Here is a 19,743-nt window from a genome sequence, read left to right on the forward strand (position 1 = left end):
CAATAGAATCTATTTTTAATTATACTGTTTTCTTTTTGAACAGGAAGTGTCCAACGACCCACTCCTGACCTTGTTCAAAACCAAACATTTCAGCACAAGCCATAAAGAAAATACGCCAACGTTGCCACCATGCTTCGGCGTCTTGGCCATAAACTTGTTCAAACAATGGCTTTAATTGTTCACTGTTTCGATCCATATTTTCCAACCAAGCATTTGCTGTTTTTTCATAATGTGTGCCTGACCACTGCCAATACCGTTCAAGTTCTAAGTGTTCCTGAAAATGCAAAAAGGTTGACGTCGCTGGCATTAATCCGCCTGTAAAGAAATAGCGTGACATCCAGTCATATTCACTTTTTATTTCAAATGGATAATGTAAAAAACGATGGCAAAAAATATGACACCATAACAAACCATCTGCCTTTAACCACGATTGTATTTTGGCAAATAGCCGTTGATAGTTTCTGACATGCTCAAACATTTCAACCGAAACGACCCGATCGAAAGAATTTTCCTGTAACTCCAGTACATTCACATCACAGGTCAACACATCAATATTATTCAAACCGCGCTTTTCTGCTTCCGCCAAAATGTGCTGACGTTGCGTTGCTGAGTTTGAAACTGCAGTTATTCTTGCGTTGGGATATTGCTCAGCCATCCATAATGTCAATGAACCCCAGCCACAACCAAGCTCTAATATCGATTGACCATCATTTAATTGAGCACGATCACTATAGATTCTGAGCGCAAATTCTTCTGCCTCATCTAGTGATGTTTTGTCATGCGGGAAAAAGCACGCACTATATTTTAGTCGCTTTCCTAAAACAGCCTGAAAAAAAGCCGTTGGCAGCTCATAATGCTGTTCATTGGCTTTGTCAGTTTCGATGGCAATTTCACTGTGCTTCAGCATGTTGAGCACATCCATATAGCGCTGAGCACCTTGTTCAGGATCATAGCGTCCTTCCTGAATCAGGCGTTTTTTACTCAAGGCGCGTATGGCTGCACGAATCGCTTGATCTGGCACCAAACCGCTTTCTACAAGTTTTAATGATTTTTGAATAATAAAGTCCATGAGCGTACCTACTGTTTGGGCTTCCACGGAATAAACATAGAAGTTCGTTTTTGATAATCGGAATAATTTTTTCCACGATTTTTTAATGCTTGTTGTTCACTAAATGGAATCCCTGTGATGTAGTACAAAAATAACCACATCAATAATGGATAGATCCATAAGCTATATAGTCCAGCAGCTAAACCTAAGATCGGATAAGCAAACCAATGCATCCATTCAAAAAAATAATTTGGGTGACGTGAGTATCTCCACAAGCCTTGATCCATGGTTTTACCGTGATTTGTTGGATTTTGTTTGAATCGATATAGCTGTTGATCTGCAATCACTTCACCAACAAATGCAATCATCATGATCATGCCAGCGATAATCACATAATCATTCGTTTCAACACTCCAAGCAGCTTCAGGCACATTCAATAAGCTCCACATCGGAATGCTAAATAAAATAGCTAAACCTGCTTGGAACATGAAAAAAGTAAAAAAGCCCAAATGCTGATATTTTCCCATTGCTCTACGCATGTTGGCATAGCGACGATCTTCCTCATCCTCAGCCAAATAACGACGCAATAGATGCCAGCTCAATCTCAGAAACCAAATCGAGCTCATAACACCAATAAATAATCTAATTTGTATCGGTGCTAACTCAACCCATAAAGCGGTAATGAAAATATTGAGCGCAATACAAAAACTCCATGCCACGTCGACAATACCAGCACGATGATTTTTTGTTGCCCATAACCAGCATAAGCACATCACCACCACATCAAGTAAAAACAATTGCCATATCATAACTGCCTCCTTGATGTTTAAAATTTATATATAATTAATAAGGACTTGCTTCAAACAACAGGTGTACATCACTGATCACGCCTTCTTTGAAGCCACCTTCGCAATAACAAAGATAAAAATCCCACATGCGAATGAAATTCTCATCAAAACCTAAAGCTAAAACCTGTGATTTGGCTTCTAAAAAACGCTCACGCCATTGATGAATGGTTTCTGCATAACTCAAACCAATATCTTCAAGATGTTTCAAACGTAATCCCTGCTCAGAAGCAGCTTGTGTGAGCACGCTAATACAAGGAATAAAACTACCAGGGAAAATATAGCGCTTAATATAGTCCACCGTATTAAGTGCTTTCTTATAACGAGCATCTTCGATAGTGATGGCTTGAATCAAACCCAAACCATTTGGTTTTAACAATGATCGACATTTATTGAAATAAGTTGATAAGTATTGTTCGCCTACTGCTTCGATCATTTCAATCGAAACCAGCTTGTCAAACTGACCGTCTAATAAACGGTAATCTTTTAACTGAACTTCTACGCGATGGCTTAATCCCGCCGCTGCAATACGCTGAGTCGCCTCATCAAATTGCGCTTGAGAAATAGTAATCGTCGTCACTTTACAGCCATAATGTTGAGCTGCATAAATTGCAAAACCGCCCCAACCACTCCCAATTTCTACCAAATGATCCATCGGTTTTAATTGAAGTTTCTGACAAATAAGTTCTTTTTTATAATCAGATGCTTGTTCCAATGTCATATCTTTATTTTTATAGACTGCACTGGAGTACATCATCGAAGGATCAAGAAACAATTTAAAAAAATCATTACTTAAGTCATAGTGTTCCGCGATGTTTTTACGACTACCCGTTAATGAATTCTTTCTAGTTTTATACCAAGCTTTAAGAATCATTTGGCTAGCTTGAGAAATAACATTTTGATTTATTTTGTCTAAAACATGACGATTGCGTGCCAAGATTTGGATCAGCTCGACCAACTGTTCACTGCTCCAATAGCCTCGAATATAGCCTTCAGCCGCACCTAGAACACCGTTTTTAAAAATCAGTTCAATTAGATCTTTATTATGAATGTCTATCGTAGCTTCTAAATCAGATACCTCACCGACAGAACCATTCCATTCTCCACGAAAATGAATTTGGCCATGACGAAGCTTCATCAGACTTTTTAAAACAAACGGCAACGAATCTTGTTCACCGAAAATAAGCGTTTTCATCATTTTGTTCTAAGTCCTTATCTTTTTTAGGGTGACGATAAAATGGAACCTTTTTTCGCCAGAGATGAAAAGCTTGTACATAAATCGAAGCCAACATCTTGAAAGGTTCAAAGACATGATGAATAGCATAGCGATTTAGCTGTGAAGGAACTGTGATGTCCTCTAGTTCATAGCGCATCGTTGCATCAAAAATCAGCTTTTGGGACTGGTAAAGCTGCATATAAATCACATTTTGTTGATCTGAAAAATTAAATTTCCACTTATATTGAATATCCATCGGCATAAATGGAGAGACATGGAATGACTTTTCAAAATCAAACTGAAAACCTTGATATTGCTGATGATCAATGTATTTCTGCCGACAATCATGCACATACACTTTTGTTTCATTCCACGGCGTGTTAGTGATCTCACTTAATATAAATTGGGGTTCATAACGAGTGTTGAAAATGAAATAAAAAACCACTGAGTTAAAGCGAAAACCTAAGGTTCTGGGTAATGCCAAGACTCGAATATGAGATTGTGCCGATAAAATCGTATCGTTTTGCTGCAAAATTATTTTTTTGATTTTTTCCCGAATATTTCCCGTGTAGCCTTTTAGAAAATCATCCTCATCCAGCGTTAAAACATTCCAAGCTTTGGTCGAACTTAGTTTGGATTCTTCAAAGCGCTGTTCAACTTCATCAGGATCAAAATATAAATAGCTCAGACATGACTTGAAATCATGTGATTTAGGAAAAAAACGGCGATGACGAATATGCGCTTTTGCAATCGCAAGCGAAGGTTGATGCATTATGCCACCTCCAATTTCTCTACCATCTCTAAGATTTCTGCGACAACACGTTCAGCACTTCTCGCTCCATCCTCATGAAACCCCCAGCCCCAATAAGCACCACAAAAAGAGCTACGATTTCTACCATTAATTTCAGACCAATCTGATTGTGCGGCTATCGCTTTTTTATCAAATACTGGATGACGATAATGGCGTTCTACATACACTTTTTCTCTTGAGATTGGCATATTAGGATTGAGCGTTGCAAAAATCTGTGTCTTACACGCTAAATTCTGCAAATTATTCATCCAATAGGTAAAACCATAGTGGATCTGATCGTTATTGCTATTTCCTTTAGTAACATCTAAAGCAGTAACATGCACATGCCAACTTGCCCATTGCGATTTACGTTTCGGCATAATCGAAGTATCGCAATGCACTACCATTTTATTATCTTGATAATCAAAACAACCAAGAATCTCTTGCTCTGCCGCACTCGGCTGATCAATGAGTTTCAAAGTATCATCGGCATGACTAGCAAAAATCACCCAATCAAATTCCTCTTCTTCTTGCGCTGACACAATCGTCACTGAATCTTCTGTTCGGAGGACTTGTTTTACTGCACCATGCTTCCACTGGATGGATGGGCATTGTGCTTGAATGGCTTGAATATAACTTGCTGAACCGCCCTTCACAGTTTGCCATTGTGGACGTTCTTTTAACTGCAACATACGATGATGTTGAAAAAAACTCACCACAAATTTATAAGGAATTTTTCCAACCTGCTCAACTGGACTAGACCACAACGCACCACACATTGGATAAAGATGTTCTTCTCTAAAAACTTGAGAATAATCATTACGATTCAAATAATCTTCAATGGTCAAATGTGGTTCATAAGCAGCCACATCAATGTCTTTATTTTCTTGATAAAAACGCATCAAATCAGACAACATGATTCGAAAATTTGGATTTATAAAATTCTGAGGTCGAGTCAATAATGACCATTTTTTTGATGGGTTGTATTGCAGACCAGTTACTAAATTATTGACTGAAAAACTCATATCACTATTTTGGGCTTCAACACCTAATTGATTCAGCATTTCAGTGAATAGTGGATAGTTATATTCATTAAACACAATGAAGCCACTATCAACAGCAACTTTCTGATGATCAATCCATAAATCATGCGTATCAGTATGCCCACCAAAGTAATTTTCTTTTTCAAAGACAGTAATTTGATGATGTTTAGACAATTTCCATGCCGCATACATTCCTGAAATACCTGAGCCTACAATTGCAATTTTCATGAAGACTCCCGACTTTGCACTTTAGTGTGGATTTTTATGCTTTCACGTTGTTGGTGATATTCTGTGTAAATACGTTGCGGTACAGGTTTTATTCCCCAGACCAAACCTGTGTAAGACATTATTTTTAATAGATAATAAGTAACATCAATTTGCCACCAAAAGAAACCTTGACGGGTACTCCCTGCATAATAGTGATGGTTATTATGCCAACCCTCACCTAAGGTGATAATTGAAAGGAAAAGATTATTTCTGCTGTTATCTTTGGTTTCGAAATCGCGACGCCCATATAAATGAGCCAGAGAATTGATGCATAAGGTTGCATGAATCAATAACACTGTCGAGATTACAAATCCCCAAACCAGTAACTGAGGTCCTGATGTTCCTAAATTGGGATGAGCAACATTCAACCAATTTCCAAATAAGTAGATCGCTATGGCAGTGAACAATACCACTGGTAAACTGAAACGATCGAGCCAAACAATCTCAGGAAACTTGAGCCAATCTTTGATGACTTCTTTTCGCGTTGAGAAGTTTTGCTCATTTAAAAACCACCCCACATGGCTATACCAAAAGCCATGATGAGATGAATGGGGATCATGTTCAGTATCCGTAAAACGATGATGATAGCGATGATGCGCAGCCCACCACAAAGGCCCTCGTTGGGCACTCATTGTTCCAATTAAGATAAACAAAAACTGAAAAGGTCGAGAGGTTTGAAATGTTTTATGCGATAGATAACGATGAAAAAAAGCAGTGATTGCAAACATCCTGATGAAATAGAACATCAGCATGAACATGACAGCAAACCAAGAAACTCCAACCCAAAACACAGCAAGACATGCCAGATGCAATAAAATAAACGGTATGATTCTCAACCATTGAATTTGAGTGTCTTTTACGTGATGTGAAATGTCAGATTCATTTGTCTCTAAAGTTTGCTTGAAGGACCAACTATCTACCCATCGCAGAAGAAATTTAAACATTGATTCTTCCTGACCCATTATTTTTTTATCGTTATCATGTTAATAAAAGTGATATGAAATTTATGTGAAGCTTGAACCGATCAAGTCTGTCACATGTGTTTCATCATAATATAAAAATGCAAAATAAACATAAATTTAAATGTAGTAATGAGTAAAGCCTAACTCACTTGAGCTAGGCTTTATTTTATTTATTTGTTTTTCAATTACTGCTGAAAAAAAACTAAGCAAGTTGGGTGGCAATCAACGTTGCTAAACTGGTCCACATCAGATACGCGGCAACACTGATCACGACCGTAGCAAAAATTTTCTGTACTGTTTTAAGATCAATCATGCTAATCAATCTTCTGCCTACTAGCATCCCAACAATACACGCCAATACAAAACTTAAAGTCACAATTAGCGGATATTGAAAGCCATCAAGTACATGGATTGAAATACTGACACCGCCGATTAAGAAGATAATCATCAAGGATGTCGCAACAATACTACGCATATCCAAATCAGTTGCTTTTCTAAGAGCAGGTACGATCACAAAGCCCCCACCAACACCAAGTAGACCTGTGAGCAAACCAGCTATTACACCGATTAAACCTAAAACTGAAGCAGTCTTCACATTCCAAATTAGCTTGCCTGTACTATGATTCACCTTACATGGCGGGTCTTCTAAATCATTTACTTTGTTAAAAAAGATACGATAAGCGACGATCAACATAACCAAGCTAAATGCGAGACTTAACCAAACTGGAGAAATGATATTGGCAAGATGAACACCATAGCGTGCCGAAGGAATACTAATCAGAGCAATCCAAATCGCAGCGCGGTATCTTACGATTTTTTTAAATAAGCCCTGAATACTTCCAACAAATGCAGAGAGTGTAACAGCCAGTAATCCTACAGGCGCAGCTTGTGAAACCGTCCAGCCCTGACTCGCCATAAGTGCAGGAACAGCCAAGATTCCGCCGCCAGCTCCTGTCAACCCAAGTAAGCATCCGATTGCAAGACCTTCTAAGACCAATAACCACATATCCATAAAAGACCTCTTATAAGAGATAGATTGCTTTTTTCAGCATGAGTTTCCCTCACTAGCTCTCGATTGAAAGCTAGCGCAGAAACGGGGTTTAGATTTAAGAGAAATGGGCTAGAGTTTTGGTTTAACCAGCCACTCATGCCCTTTCAACATGCCATCCCAATACATAGGTGGGAGAATTTGCTCTTTTAATAGCCATGCCATACGAGTTGGTTTTTGCCCATCCAAGAACCATTTTGGAAAACTTGGTAATAACTTTCCGCCATAGCCAAACTCTGCAAGTACGATTTTCCCACGCTCGACCGTAAGTGGACACGAACCATAACCATCATATTGAGCAAACTGGTTACTGCCTTTTAAGTACTGCAACACATTCACTGCAACGATAGGCGCTTGCTTACGGGCAGCAGCAGCAGTTTTAGCATTTGGCGCATTCATCACATCGCCCAAGGCAAAGATGTAAGGATATTTTGTATGCTGCAAGGTATGTTGATCTACGCTCACCCAACCCGCAGCATCGACAAGATTACTTGCTCGAATAAAATCAGGTGCTTGTTGTGGTGGAACAACATGCAACATATCAAAATCAGTTTCAATTACCGAACTATTCTCTCCTTCAGTCAGCTTAAACCAAGCACGCTTTTGAACACCATCGACCTTGATTAACTGATGATTAAAGTGCAAATTTGCGTTATAGCGTTTGATATATTCCATCAAAGCTGGAACATACGCTTGCACACCAAATAACACACCACCTGTATTATAAAAGTCGATATTGATGTTTTGGAGTACACCTTGTTTTTGCCAATGATCTGCTGACAGATACATGGCTTTCTGCGGTGCGCCAGCACATTTGATTGGCATCGGCGGTTGCGTGAAAATCGCTTTACCTTGCTTCATGCTACTCACTAACTGCCACGTATATGGTGCAAGATCATAACGATAATTCGAAGTCACACCATTTTTACCCAGTGTTTCAACTAAGCCTTCGATACCATGCCAATTCAACTTTAATCCGGGGCAAATAACCAAAGCTTCATAATTAATTGGCTTACATCCTTCCAATAAAACCTGTTTATTGTCTGGGTCAAATGCAGCAACAGCAGCTTTGATCCAATTCACCTGTTTTGGGATCAAACTCGCCATAGTACGAACCGTTTTTTCAGGTGGGAAAATACCGCCACCGACCATCGTCCAGCCCGGTTGATAATAATGAATCTCTGCTGGATCAATAATCGCAATATCTAGGTTTGACTGTCTTGATAGTAAACTCGATGCAACTGAAATTCCAGCAGCCCCGCCCCCCACAATCACCACAGAAAATGTAGGAATATTATTCAACTGATTAGGATTCTGTTTCAGAATACGAGGCACTAAACCTTGCAAATCATAACCAAGTGCTTTGGCTTGCAACAACATCTGATCAAGACTTTGCTCTACAACCTGTGACAACGCCCACAAAGTAATTGAACGAGTACCAGATCGACAGAATGCTAAAAGTGGCTTTTGTGACTTTTGATAAAGTTCTTTGAATTCAACTGCCTGTTCATCAGTCACACGACCGCTGACCACAGGTAAATATTCCAATTGAATCCCATGTTGAATTGCAGCTTCTTGGATCTCGATGATATTAGGCTGATCAGCACCTTCACCATCAGGACGATTACAAATAATTGTTCGAATACCCTTTGCCGCTATTTCAGCAATATCTTGCTGACTAATTTGATCCGAAACAAAAAACTCTTGATTAACTCGCTTTAATTCCATGTCATTTATTCCTTATGCTTGTCCACAGGCTTTATTGGCAGGTAAAGCAATATCAATCTTTTTCGGATAAGGTAAATCGAGATTCGTCATAATCTGTACAAAATCTTGTTTAGATTTTCCTTGCCCTAATCGAGCATTATGTAAACGCTCATGCCCAACGGTCGATGACAAACGACCTTTATAGTCATGTCCCGGATACACAATCGTTTCATCAGCCAATGTGAAAATCTGTTGATGAATAGAGTCATATAAAGTTTCAGCACTCCCTTCTTGGAAGTCGGTGCGACCACAACCATCGATTAACAGTGCATCACCTGTGAATACCATGCCATCAACGACATAACTGGTACATGCATTGGTGTGACCCGGTGTATAACGAGCTTCAATTAAGATTTCACCGACACGTATTGCACTACGATCTGTAATAAAAATATCTCCGCACGCCACACCTGAATGACGATGTAAAACTGTTTTACAGCCAAATTTTTCTCTTAATAAATTAGCTGCTGTGACATGATCTGCATGTACATGCGTATCGAGGCTATATACCAATGTTAAATTATGTTCATTTAACTTTTTCGCATAGCTCTCAATTTCAGAAGCAACTGGATCAATTAATACAGCTTCATGCGTTTGTTCTGATGCAATGAGATAGGTATAAGTAGAACTTTCTTTTTCGAAAAATTGATGGAATATCATTAGAATCAATCTCAATCTGCTTGCTTATATTCATATTTTGCAAACAAGATGCCAACTCTTTGCATTTTTAATTATATTCAAATAAAACAATATATTAATAAATAATATTTAAAATTCAGAATAGACTACGTTTCACTTTTCTTTCATTTCATGTTTCAATAATTCAAACATTGAAACATGAAACGAAACACAATGACTCAACTCATTGATTTTAAAACTCAAGTTGATTTGGAAAATTTCTTGGGTTATTTGCAGCAGCTCATTACTGACTGTGCCCTTTTTATCGTTGATCACATTGATTCGACTATAATTTATGAGTTCAAATCAACAAGGCTTAATCCTTCGATCTCAGCGTTAAGCAAACAGCAAATATTGAATAACGCATTAGATACTGGAAAATTTAATTTTAAATCTACAAATGGCTCAAGCGAATTGTTCTGTCATCGACATAACATTCATGTTTTAGATCAAAATTTCACGGGAACATTATTTTTGGTTCAGCTATTGCAACAGGTTGAAACAACACTGCCAAAGCAAAGCATTCAAAGTTTATCGGAAACATTTCATAGCCAATCACCTGAAATGCAGCGAATGTTTTCAATTATTCAACGCGTTGCAATCACTGAGTTCCCTGTATTGGTTCGTGGTGAATCTGGAAGCGGTAAAGAGCTGGTTGCTCAGGCTATACATGACTATAGCCAAAGAAAGAATAAAGTGTTTATTGCGATTAACTGTGCTGCATTGAACGCAAATATCTTGGAAAGCGAATTATTTGGACATGTCAAAGGTGCTTTTACAGGTGCAATTCGAGAGCATAAAGGTGTTTTTGAGCGTGCCGCAGGTGGAACACTTTTTTTAGATGAAATCGCTGAAATTCCCTTAGAGTTACAAGCAAAACTGCTACGTGTATTAGAAACTGGTGAATTCACACCCTTAGGTGGTGAGAAATCAATCAAAGCCAATGTCCGTATTATTACCGCTACGCATCGCGCGTTAAGAGAAGAAGCCAAACTTGGTCGTTTCCGTCAAGACTTGCTTTATCGCCTGCGTGTTATTCCCATTTTTGTTCCACCTTTACGTGATCGAAAAGAAGATATTCCACTGATTGCAAACTTCATTTTAAGCGAGCAGCAAACCATTTTTCAGCATACTCCCTCACTATCAAATGATGCACTAAATGCCTTGATTGATTACGACTGGCCGGGGAATGTACGTGAATTAAAAAATACCCTGCTCTATGCCATTACGATGGCAAATGAAAAACCTGAAATTGAGCTTTGTGATTTGCCAGATGAGATTATTGATAATCCACATATACCGTCTGATTTGATGATACACACAACCGAACATATGCATAGTTCAGATAAAATCAATAAAGATATGATTCGTAAGATGTTAATCAAATATGATTATGATCTTAATCAAGTGGCTAAAGCCTTGGATATGAGCCGTACTACACTTTGGCGCTATCGGAAAAAGTTTAATTTATGAATAAAAAAGCGAGCCATACCAAATGACTCGCTTTTTAGTTTCCACTTCAATCAACTTTTCAAATGTGGATTCTCAAGTGGTAAATCATGTTCCAGATGCTCATCAAAAATATCGGTGAGCATACTGTCATAACGCTTCACATTATATTGCAAGATTTGCTCAGCTTCAGTGCTAGTGATAAATCCAAGCTCGACGGCATTTGCAACACGCTCTTCAAACACTAAACCTTTGAACTGATCTTTAGATTCGGCTTTTTTGAACTTATCCCATAACGGTTGCACTTCAAGCAGCATTTGGAAAGTCGACTCCATACGCCCCATCACATCATCTGCTTCGGTTGTGTAATAGACATGCTTCTTCAAGTCTGCTCTAAACGGATTTTCACGCAGCAATAACTGTGCAACTTCTTGTTTGAGCTGATCAGATGGCTTATCAATCGGGCGACCAAATGGGAAACAAATCAATTTCACTAACCATGCTGCAATCTTCACAGGGAAGTTTTCGTAGAAACCATAAAAGGCTTCTTGTACATTGTAGAGTGCTTTATTTAATGCAAGCTCTGCATGTTTCTTTTCAGCATCAGTACGCTGACCATGCTCATAGAATTTTAAAATTGCAGTCGTAATAAATAAATGTGCATGGATATCTGCCAAACGACCAGACAGCATCTCTTTACGTTTTAAATCACCTGCCAAAAGCCCAAGCGCCATATCCGCAGTTAAGGCAAAGTCTGCACTCAAACGATTAATCAAGGCATAGTAGGGTTTAGAAAAATCATCTGCTTGTTTCGAAGCTTGATCTGTACCACCCGTAAAACCAAAAGCAACTGCTTTTGCTGCACGATTAAATGTATAAGCAAGGTGTTTAAATAATAAAGGATTGAACTGTTTCAAAGCCGCTTGCTTATCATCAGATTGCAGCAGTTGTAGCTCCTCAAACAGATAAGGATGACAACGCATTGAACCCTGACCGAAAATCATCAATGAGCGCGTTAAAATATTCGCACCCTCAACAGTGATTGCAACAGGAATCGATTGATAAGTTAATGCAAGGAAATTACGTGGACCAAGTTGAATCGCACGTCCTCCGACAACATCCATACCATGATTAATGACTTTTCTCATAGTTTCAGTGGCATAGTATTTTGCCATTGCTGTCATTACCGCAGGCGTACCACCTTGATTCAAACCACAAGTGACTAAATATCTAAATGCTTCCAACATATAAGCATCACTTGCAATATCACTGGTCGCTTCTTGTACACCCTCAAAATGTCCAACTGATACTTTGAACTGCTGTCTTACACTCGCAAATGCACCGACTAGCAGATAACTCATCTCACCCGCAGCAGTCGCCAAGGCTGGTAATGAAATCCCACGACCAACACCGAGACACTCCATCAACATGCGCCAACCTTTACCCGCATTCTCCTGCCCACCAATAATCCAATCTATCGGAATGAAGACGTCATTACCTTCAACTGTACCATTCATGAACGGTGCACCCGGATTATGTCGAGCGCCAATTTTGATACCTTCGTGGCTTGATGGAATCAATGCACAGGTAATGCCATATTCATATTTACTTTTATCACCCAATAAGCCATCAGGATCATAAAGTTTGAATGCCAAACCAATCACCGTCGCGATAGGCGCAAGCGTAATCCAGCGTTTCGAGAAATTCATTTTCAAACCAAGGACCTCTTGACCTTGATAGTTCCCGTAACAGACGACGCCTGTATCAGGGATTGCCCCTGCATCCGAACCCGCTTCTGGGCTGGTTAAACCAAAGCACGGAATCTCCGTTCCATCTGCCAAACCCGGCAAATAGCGTTGCTTTTGTTCAGTTGTTCCATAGTGCAATAACAACTCACCTGGCCCTAATGAATTTGGCACCATACAACTCACAGCAGCGGTTAAAGAGCGTGATGCAATTTTGCTCATAATGCGACTTTGTGCAAAAGGCGTAAACTCTTTACCACCAAATGACTTTGGAATAATTAAGCCTAAAAAGCCGTTGTCTTTAATAAATTGCCAAACTTCTGGCGGTAAATCTTTATCTTGATGATGAATTTTCCATTCATCCAACATTGAACATAGTTGTTGTACTTCATTATCTAAAAAGGATTGTTCTTCTTCAGAAAGTTTTGGATAGGGATATTCATCAAACTTGTGCCAGTCTGGTGCCCCCATAAATAACTCTTTTTCCCACCAACTGGTACCCGCATCCAAAGCTTCTCTTTCAGTGCTACTCATGCTCGGCATGGCTTTGGATAACACATCAAACGCAGGTCGGCTAATCAGTGCTTCACGCAATGCAGGGATTAATAAAATCACACTCATTAAAATAATCGGTATACCGACCAATAAACTCCACGGCGTGATCAATACACTACATAAAATAGCGATAACGATGGAAACAATACTACCAATTGTTCGATTGAGTTCGAAATAAAATACAGCCCACAACATTACAAACTGAATCAACAAGCTAAGCAATATCAATAATAGAGTCATAGTTGCTCCTTTGCTTTCAACTTGAACTAAGGAAAATTAATTTATTTGAATTACTACACGTTTGAACTTAGAGGTGGATAAGTGAAAAAAGAGTGAATTTTGATTGTACAGTTTGTTTTTTTAATATTTAACTTAGCTACTAAATATTACACAACCCCATCGAGATGAAACTATATTTTATAATCCAGACACTCAACATTTAATAGATAAAACAGATATTTAATAAAATTATTTTAATATATATTAAAATTAATGATCACAGAAAGATTCAACAAGAATATCCCTCAAAAGGTTAATTTTTCGGAAAATACTCGGAAGAAACATTCCAAACTTTGATTTTAGAATGTTTCTACAATAACTAATAAAATGCCTAGGTATTAAAAATATCTTAATTCACAATCATATCTGTCCAACCGTGAAATGGATTCTCAAAATTCTGCCAAGTTTCTACGCCTAGTAACATTTCATTGTCATCCAGCAAACAAGCATCAAATCGTTGTATTAAATCCTCTTGATCCATTTCCATACCGATTAAAACGATTTCTTGTCTCGCATCACCTGTCTGATCATTCCAATTTTTCTGAATCGCTTCTCGACTCTGTGGGTCTTCAGGCCAATGTTCGTCTGGCACGGCAGCCCACCAATAACCTGCGACACCATGCCGAGCCATTGCTCCAGCTTGAGACCAAGAACCTGCAAACTCAGGATCAGATGCTAACCAGAAAAATCCTTTTGAGCGGATGACCCCTTTCCATTCTGAGTTGATAAAATCAAAAAAACGCTGCGGATGAAAAGGTCTTCTTGCTCGATAGACAAAACTTTGGATTCCATATTCCTCTGTTTCAGGTGTATGTTCACCGCGTAGCTCTTTGAGCCAACCCGGCGCTTGGGCAGCCGCATTAAAATCAAATAAATTAGTATTTAAAACGCGATCTAAATTTACTTGGCCAAACTCGGAGACTTCTATTTTTGCCCGTGGATTCAATGAATGTAGTATTCCAAACAGCTTTTGTTCTTCATCTTCATTAATCAGATCAACTTTATTTAATATAATCACATCACAAAATTCGATTTGATCAATCAATAGATCAACAACATTTCTTTGATCCTCATCACCCAATGACTCACCACGCATTTGTAAACTATCGATTGAGCTATAGTCTTTTAAAAAGTTAAAGGCATCTACCACTGTCACCATCGTATCTAAGCGAGCGAACTCATTGAGTGAAACACCATTTTCATCTTCAAAAGTAAATGTTTCAGCAACTGGCAATGGCTCAGAAATTCCTGTAGATTCAATCACTAGTTGATCAAATCGCTGATCTTGCGCTAAACGGCGCACTTCAATCAAAAGATCCTCTCTTAAAGTACAACAAATACAGCCATTGCTCATTTCTACCAATTTTTCATCTGTTCGGGATAGCTCTGCTCCACCATCTCTGACCAATGCCGCATCAATATTGACATCAGACATATCATTGACGATTACCGCAATTTTTCTACCTTCACGATTATTCAAAATATGGTTCAGTAAAGTCGTTTTACCTGCACCTAAAAAACCAGAAAGCACTGTTACTGGTAGTTTTTCGGGAGTGGCTAAAGAATGATTCATTGGCTTTCTCACTTTTTAACGGAATTAGATTTCATCTTGGTAAATTAATGCATCCATCAGCATCATTAAATTGACTCATATTGATTGCTGAGCCATAGACCGTTTTAAGCTGGCGATTGATGCTGATGGTTTAAAGAATCTTTCATACAAGGAGATGAGGTGTAGCGATGATCTACACCCCACGTTCGATAACCTGCACTATCAATATGAATTTGGCCTGACTCATACACGCCTAAGCCCATGCTTAGCGCTTCACCATGATCAAGCCAAAACTGGCATAACTTTGCTTTTGTTTCTTGAATAGACTGTTGCTCTGCAATATCTGGATTTTCAGCACCAATACGAAAATCCAATGCAGCATTGAACACATGCTTTGATGAACCTGCCCCACCAGCACATTGATTTAATGCATAACTTCGATACACCGAAGTGACTGAAAAATCAGTCACGATCTTTCGATCAACCAACTGATGAAGAATATTTAACGTTGGAATGATGTTGTTCCAAAGTTCCTGTGGCGGAACTTCATATTCTGGATAGTTACATTTTTGCCAATCCCTCGCTGTCTGAAAAAATTCGGCATCAGGAATATATAAATTCAACCCTTGGCTTTTTAAGAAATGCTTATATTTATAGATTTGCTGTTGATGTAAAGGCGCATTTCTCCAAATTAAATAACTTGGTGAAACAGCTTTTTGGGTTTTATAAATCGTTTGTTGTTGAATGTCTGATCGCTGCAACTGCTGACTTGTACGCGTTTTTTGTGTCGAATAAACACTCGCTTGATGACAAGCTGATAAACACAAACTCAGTCCAAAAATACAAACTCTATTCATTTTTACTCAGTTATACGTGAACAATGATTTTGACACGCAGCGAACTTGCCGATGCATATTGTTATGTTATAACATAACAATATGCATTACAACTTAAGCACTCTTTACAAATGAATCTTGCACTACTCCCAGATATTTCCGCTGAATCGATACAACCAAAAGACCATAACCATGCTTTAGATTGGGTTGGCATGGAGAACATTGCACTGCCACTTTATATAGAACAGACCCAATGCCAAAGCCAAATAAATGCCTACGTCAGCTTGGACGATCCTTTAGCCAAAGGCATTCATATGTCTCGTTTATACACGCGCCTTTTAGAATTAAGCACGATTAAAAACCTAAATTTGCTAGATATTAAAGTTGCTCTACAAGATTTTTTAGCGAGTCATACTGGATTATCAACCAATGCAAAAATTGAGATCCATAGTGAACTTTATATCGAACGTCCTGCGCTAATCAGTAAGTTATCAGGTTGGAAAAGCTACCCTTTTGTGTTGACCTGTCAGCTAATCAAAGATCAATTTACCGCCGAGTTAAAAGTTAAAATTCCTTATTCATCTACTTGCCCATGCTCCGCTGCACTATCACGCAATATTATTCAGCAACGCTTTAACTCTGCATTACAAAACCAAGAGATACAGCTAGATCAACAAGAAATTTTGAATTGGTTAAGCACCACTGATGCGATTGCTGCAACACCACACAGTCAAAGAAGTTTTGCCATTTTAAAATTTAAATTAAACCAAGAGATCAAGCATATTCCACTGATTTTATTTATTAATCAGGCGGAACAAGCCCTCATGACACCTGTTCAAACGGCGGTTAAACGCATCGATGAGCAAGCTTTTGCAATCGCTAATGGACAAAATCTAATGTTTTGTGAAGATGCTTTAAGACGTTTATACAGCACATTTATTCATCATCAATATATAAATGGCTTCAATTTCAAAGTCATTCATGCAGAAAGCCTACATGCGCATGATGCAGTTGCTCAAGGTTCATGGCAATGGTAGATGCATGTATTTTTAAACATATGGAACAGGGTTTTATAGGGCAAAAATTTGATTTTGATAATGTATTTTCGCAGATCAAATGGAATCAAGATGGGCTCATTCCTGCAATCACACAAGATAGTACCAGCAAAGAAGTACTGATGCTGGCTTGGGTTAATACCGAAGCCTTAACAGAAACACTAACTCAGCAACAAGTTTGCTATTGGTCTCGTTCACGTCAATGTTTATGGCGTAAAGGCGAAAGTTCAGGACATCGGCAATTTTTGGTTGAAGCCAGACTCGATTGCGATGGTGACAGCATTTTATTTCTGGTGCGTCAACATGGCCCTGCTTGTCATACCAATCGTCCAAGCTGTTTTTATCTCGGAATCGGCAATCATCAAATTACCATTCTTAGCGAATCAACACTTTAATTTAATGGATGTAGACTTTCTATGCTTCGTAAAAATCCTTCTGGACATCTTCCTGTTATAGATGAATCAGCCTATGTTGATCAAACTGCGATTATCTGCGGTAAAGTGATTATCCAAGCCAATGTTTTTATTGGTCCTTATGCCGTCATTCGAGCAGATGAAACAAATGAAAATGGTGAGATGGAACCCATCGTAATTGGCGCAAACTCTAATATCCAAGACGGTGTTGTGATTCATTCAAAAGCTGGTGCAGCCGTAATCATTGGCGAGAGCTCATCTATCGCGCACCGTTCTATTATTCATGGGCCTTGCAGTATTGGACATCATGTTTTTGTCGGTTTTAACAGTGTGTTATTCAACTGCAAAATTGGAAATCATAGTGCGATTCGACACAATGCTGTGGTAGATGGTCGTGATTTACCTGATCATTTTTATGTACCTGCCATGAGCTATATCAACCCTCAAACAGATTTAGCGCTTTATCCGCCAATCGACATTTCCATCAGTGAATTTTCTGAAAGTGTGGTTACGACCAATATTGAATTGGTCAAAGGCTACAAGGCACTGCACAATGAGTTTTAGAAATTCTCCAGACATTATCATTCACAATGCCAATATCGTGAATGAAGGGCAGCAACAAATCAGTGATGTGCTGATTCGTCATGGGCGGATTGAAAAAATTCAATCCAATATAACAGGTATTGTTCATGCAAAAAGTATTGAAGCTGATGGCAATTGGCTCATCCCTGGCATGATTGATGATCAAGTTCACTTTCGAGATCCTGGCTCACCGCAAAAAGGAAGTATTGCATCTGAGTCCTCTGCTGCGGTGATTGGTGGCATTACCAGTTATATGGATATGCCCAATACCAATCCAGCGACACTCGATCTAAAGACGTTGATGCACAAGAAGCAAATTGCAGCACAACATAGCATGGCAAATTATGCATTTCATTTGGGTGTGAGTGCGGATAATTTAGAGGTTGTGGAACGACTCGATCCAAAACTGGTGAGTGGCGTAAAGGTGTTTATGGGCGCATCCACGGGCAACATGCTGGTAGATGATCCTACAATTTTGGAACGTTTATTTGCCAATGTCCCGACTATTTTACTCACTCATTGTGAATATACACCGCGCATCAAAGCCAAAGAAAAACTATTTTTAGAAAAATATGGAAGAAATATTCCAGCAGCAATGCACCCCAAAATTCGAGATAAATATGCTTGCTTTGAAAGTTCCAAACTAGCTGTTTCACTTGCAGAAAAGTATGGTACGCAGTTGCATGTCTTACATATTACGACTGCAAAAGAACTGTGTTTATTTAAAGACTTACCTTTAAACCGAAAACATATTACTGCTGAGGTATGTATTCATCATTTGAGCTTTGATGAATCAGATTATGCGGATCTTGGACATCTAATTAAATGTAATCCTGCAATAAAAACCCAACAGGACAAAGAAGCACTGATTAATGCAATTGCTGAAAGCAATCGTTTGGACATTATAGGTACTGATCACGCTCCGCATACGTGGGATGAAAAGCAACAAAGCTATTTAGATGCACCCGCAGGTCTCCCCTTAGTGCAACATGCAATCCCTGTACTAATGGAATTGGTTGCAGATAAAAAAATAGATATCGCAACAATGGTTCGGAAAACCTCTCATCACGTCGCTGATCTATTTAAAATCAAAGATCGAGGCTATATTCGTGAAGGCTATTGGGCTGATTTAGTCTTACTCAGAGAAAATAAACTACAGCTAGCCGTGAAAGATCAACACAACTATATGCGCTGTAATTGGAGTCCTTTTGTAAATAAAACTTTCCAATATAACGTAGATACAACAATCGTTTCAGGACAGTTGGCTTGGCATCAATCACAATTATTTTTAAATTGTCAGGGACAAGCTTTAGAAATAAATAGATAACTAAATAAGATCTTCAGAAAATCGAATCTTGCCCACAATATCTATTTATCATTCTTCGCAAGCATACTTTTGAGCACACCATCTTTAAATATGAAATGGTGTGCCAAAGCTGCGGCAGCATGTAAACCCACAAAGAAAATAAACATATTTCCCAGAAACTGATGAGCTTCGCCAATCAAATGATTTGAAGTTGTCAGCCGTGCTAAAGGAAGTTGCATCGAATATAAGTCGAATTGGGTAGTCATACTAGAAAGTGCCAACCAGCCCATCACGGGTACAACAAACC

18 protein-coding genes are annotated in these 19,743 nt (G+C 38.7%); 5 read left to right on the forward strand and 13 right to left on the reverse strand.

The window, feature by feature from the left end; genetic code table 11:
- Positions 1-19 precede the first annotated feature (19 nt).
- From B4237_RS07495 to B4237_RS07535, 9 genes are all read right to left on the reverse strand, one after another.
- Entirely contained in the window at positions 20-1,069 is a 1,050-nt protein-coding gene (locus tag B4237_RS07495) for an SAM-dependent methyltransferase (protein ID WP_286942498.1), read from the reverse strand.
- Positions 1,070-1,077: 8 nt separating this feature from the next.
- The gene (locus B4237_RS07500) at positions 1,078-1,857 is read right to left on the reverse strand and encodes a DUF1295 domain-containing protein (protein WP_278595645.1); all 780 of its coding nucleotides are present in this window, start codon (positions 1,855-1,857) and stop codon (positions 1,078-1,080) included.
- Between the two features lie 34 nt (positions 1,858-1,891).
- Entirely contained in the window at positions 1,892-3,091 is a 1,200-nt protein-coding gene (locus B4237_RS07505) for an SAM-dependent methyltransferase (protein WP_136459327.1), read from the reverse strand.
- Complete coding sequence (locus B4237_RS07510; protein WP_136459329.1) at positions 3,066-3,881, reverse strand: DUF1365 domain-containing protein; 816 nt, start codon at positions 3,879-3,881, stop codon at positions 3,066-3,068. Before B4237_RS07510 ends, B4237_RS07505 begins: the two co-directional genes overlap by 26 nt.
- Positions 3,881-5,170, reverse strand: coding sequence for an NAD(P)/FAD-dependent oxidoreductase (locus B4237_RS07515; protein ID WP_278595646.1), 1,290 nt, complete (start codon positions 5,168-5,170; stop codon positions 3,881-3,883). The genes B4237_RS07510 and B4237_RS07515 overlap by 1 nt, the downstream gene beginning before the upstream one ends.
- Entirely contained in the window at positions 5,167-6,153 is a 987-nt protein-coding gene (locus B4237_RS07520; protein WP_061392723.1) for an acyl-CoA desaturase, read from the reverse strand. Before B4237_RS07520 ends, B4237_RS07515 begins: the two co-directional genes overlap by 4 nt.
- 220 nt (positions 6,154-6,373) lie before the next feature.
- On the reverse strand, positions 6,374-7,183 hold the full coding sequence (locus B4237_RS07525) for a sulfite exporter TauE/SafE family protein (protein WP_136459333.1): 810 nt from the start codon (positions 7,181-7,183) through the stop codon (positions 6,374-6,376).
- A 108-nt stretch (positions 7,184-7,291) separates the two neighbouring features.
- Positions 7,292-8,947 carry a bifunctional protein tyrosine phosphatase family protein/NAD(P)/FAD-dependent oxidoreductase gene (locus B4237_RS07530; protein WP_286942504.1) on the reverse strand — a complete coding sequence of 552 codons (1,656 nt, stop codon included), beginning with the start codon at positions 8,945-8,947 and terminating at the stop codon, positions 7,292-7,294.
- A 12-nt stretch (positions 8,948-8,959) separates the two neighbouring features.
- Positions 8,960-9,646, reverse strand: a complete 687-nt coding sequence (locus B4237_RS07535; RefSeq protein ID WP_007482998.1) for an MBL fold metallo-hydrolase — start codon at positions 9,644-9,646, stop codon at positions 8,960-8,962.
- Positions 9,647-9,838: 192 nt separating this feature from the next.
- On the opposite strand from B4237_RS07535, the gene B4237_RS07540 reads away from it, so the two are divergent.
- Positions 9,839-11,137, forward strand: a complete 1,299-nt coding sequence (locus tag B4237_RS07540; protein ID WP_278595648.1) for a sigma-54 interaction domain-containing protein — start codon at positions 9,839-9,841, stop codon at positions 11,135-11,137.
- Positions 11,138-11,187: 50 nt separating this feature from the next.
- Here B4237_RS07540 and B4237_RS07545 read toward each other — a convergent pair whose 3' ends face one another.
- From B4237_RS07545 to B4237_RS07555, 3 genes are all read right to left on the reverse strand, one after another.
- The gene (locus B4237_RS07545) at positions 11,188-13,653 is read right to left on the reverse strand and encodes an acyl-CoA dehydrogenase (RefSeq protein WP_278595649.1); all 2,466 of its coding nucleotides are present in this window, start codon (positions 13,651-13,653) and stop codon (positions 11,188-11,190) included.
- A gap of 388 nt (positions 13,654-14,041) precedes the next feature.
- Positions 14,042-15,265, reverse strand: coding sequence for a zinc metallochaperone GTPase ZigA (gene zigA, locus B4237_RS07550; protein ID WP_278595650.1), 1,224 nt, complete (start codon positions 15,263-15,265; stop codon positions 14,042-14,044).
- A 104-nt stretch (positions 15,266-15,369) separates the two neighbouring features.
- Positions 15,370-16,101 carry a D-Ala-D-Ala carboxypeptidase family metallohydrolase gene (locus B4237_RS07555; protein ID WP_278595651.1) on the reverse strand — a complete coding sequence of 244 codons (732 nt, stop codon included), beginning with the start codon at positions 16,099-16,101 and terminating at the stop codon, positions 15,370-15,372.
- A gap of 110 nt (positions 16,102-16,211) precedes the next feature.
- Between B4237_RS07555 and folE2 the strand changes: the two genes are divergently transcribed.
- From folE2 to B4237_RS07575, 4 genes are read left to right on the forward strand one after another with little or no spacing between them, the layout of a single operon-like run.
- A complete protein-coding gene (gene folE2 / locus B4237_RS07560) occupies positions 16,212-17,117 on the forward strand; it encodes a GTP cyclohydrolase FolE2 (protein WP_278595652.1) in 906 nt (301 codons plus the stop codon).
- Entirely contained in the window at positions 17,111-17,530 is a 420-nt protein-coding gene (hisI, locus tag B4237_RS07565) for a phosphoribosyl-AMP cyclohydrolase (protein WP_061392715.1), read from the forward strand. The genes folE2 and hisI overlap by 7 nt, the downstream gene beginning before the upstream one ends.
- A gap of 21 nt (positions 17,531-17,551) precedes the next feature.
- Positions 17,552-18,112: a carbonate dehydratase gene (locus B4237_RS07570; RefSeq protein WP_023012467.1), complete on the forward strand. Its 561-nt coding sequence runs from the start codon at positions 17,552-17,554 to the stop codon at positions 18,110-18,112.
- Entirely contained in the window at positions 18,102-19,457 is a 1,356-nt protein-coding gene (locus B4237_RS07575; protein WP_278595653.1) for a dihydroorotase, read from the forward strand. Before B4237_RS07570 ends, B4237_RS07575 begins: the two co-directional genes overlap by 11 nt.
- A gap of 41 nt (positions 19,458-19,498) precedes the next feature.
- On the opposite strand, the gene B4237_RS07580 is transcribed toward B4237_RS07575, so the two are convergent.
- Positions 19,499-19,743: cytochrome b/b6 domain-containing protein (locus B4237_RS07580; RefSeq protein WP_286942509.1), on the reverse strand; the 245-nt coding region annotated here is incomplete at its 5' end.

Source organism: Acinetobacter sp. UBA6526 (assembly GCF_002434875.1).
In the GTDB taxonomy this organism is placed as follows: domain Bacteria; phylum Pseudomonadota; class Gammaproteobacteria; order Pseudomonadales; family Moraxellaceae; genus Acinetobacter; species Acinetobacter venetianus.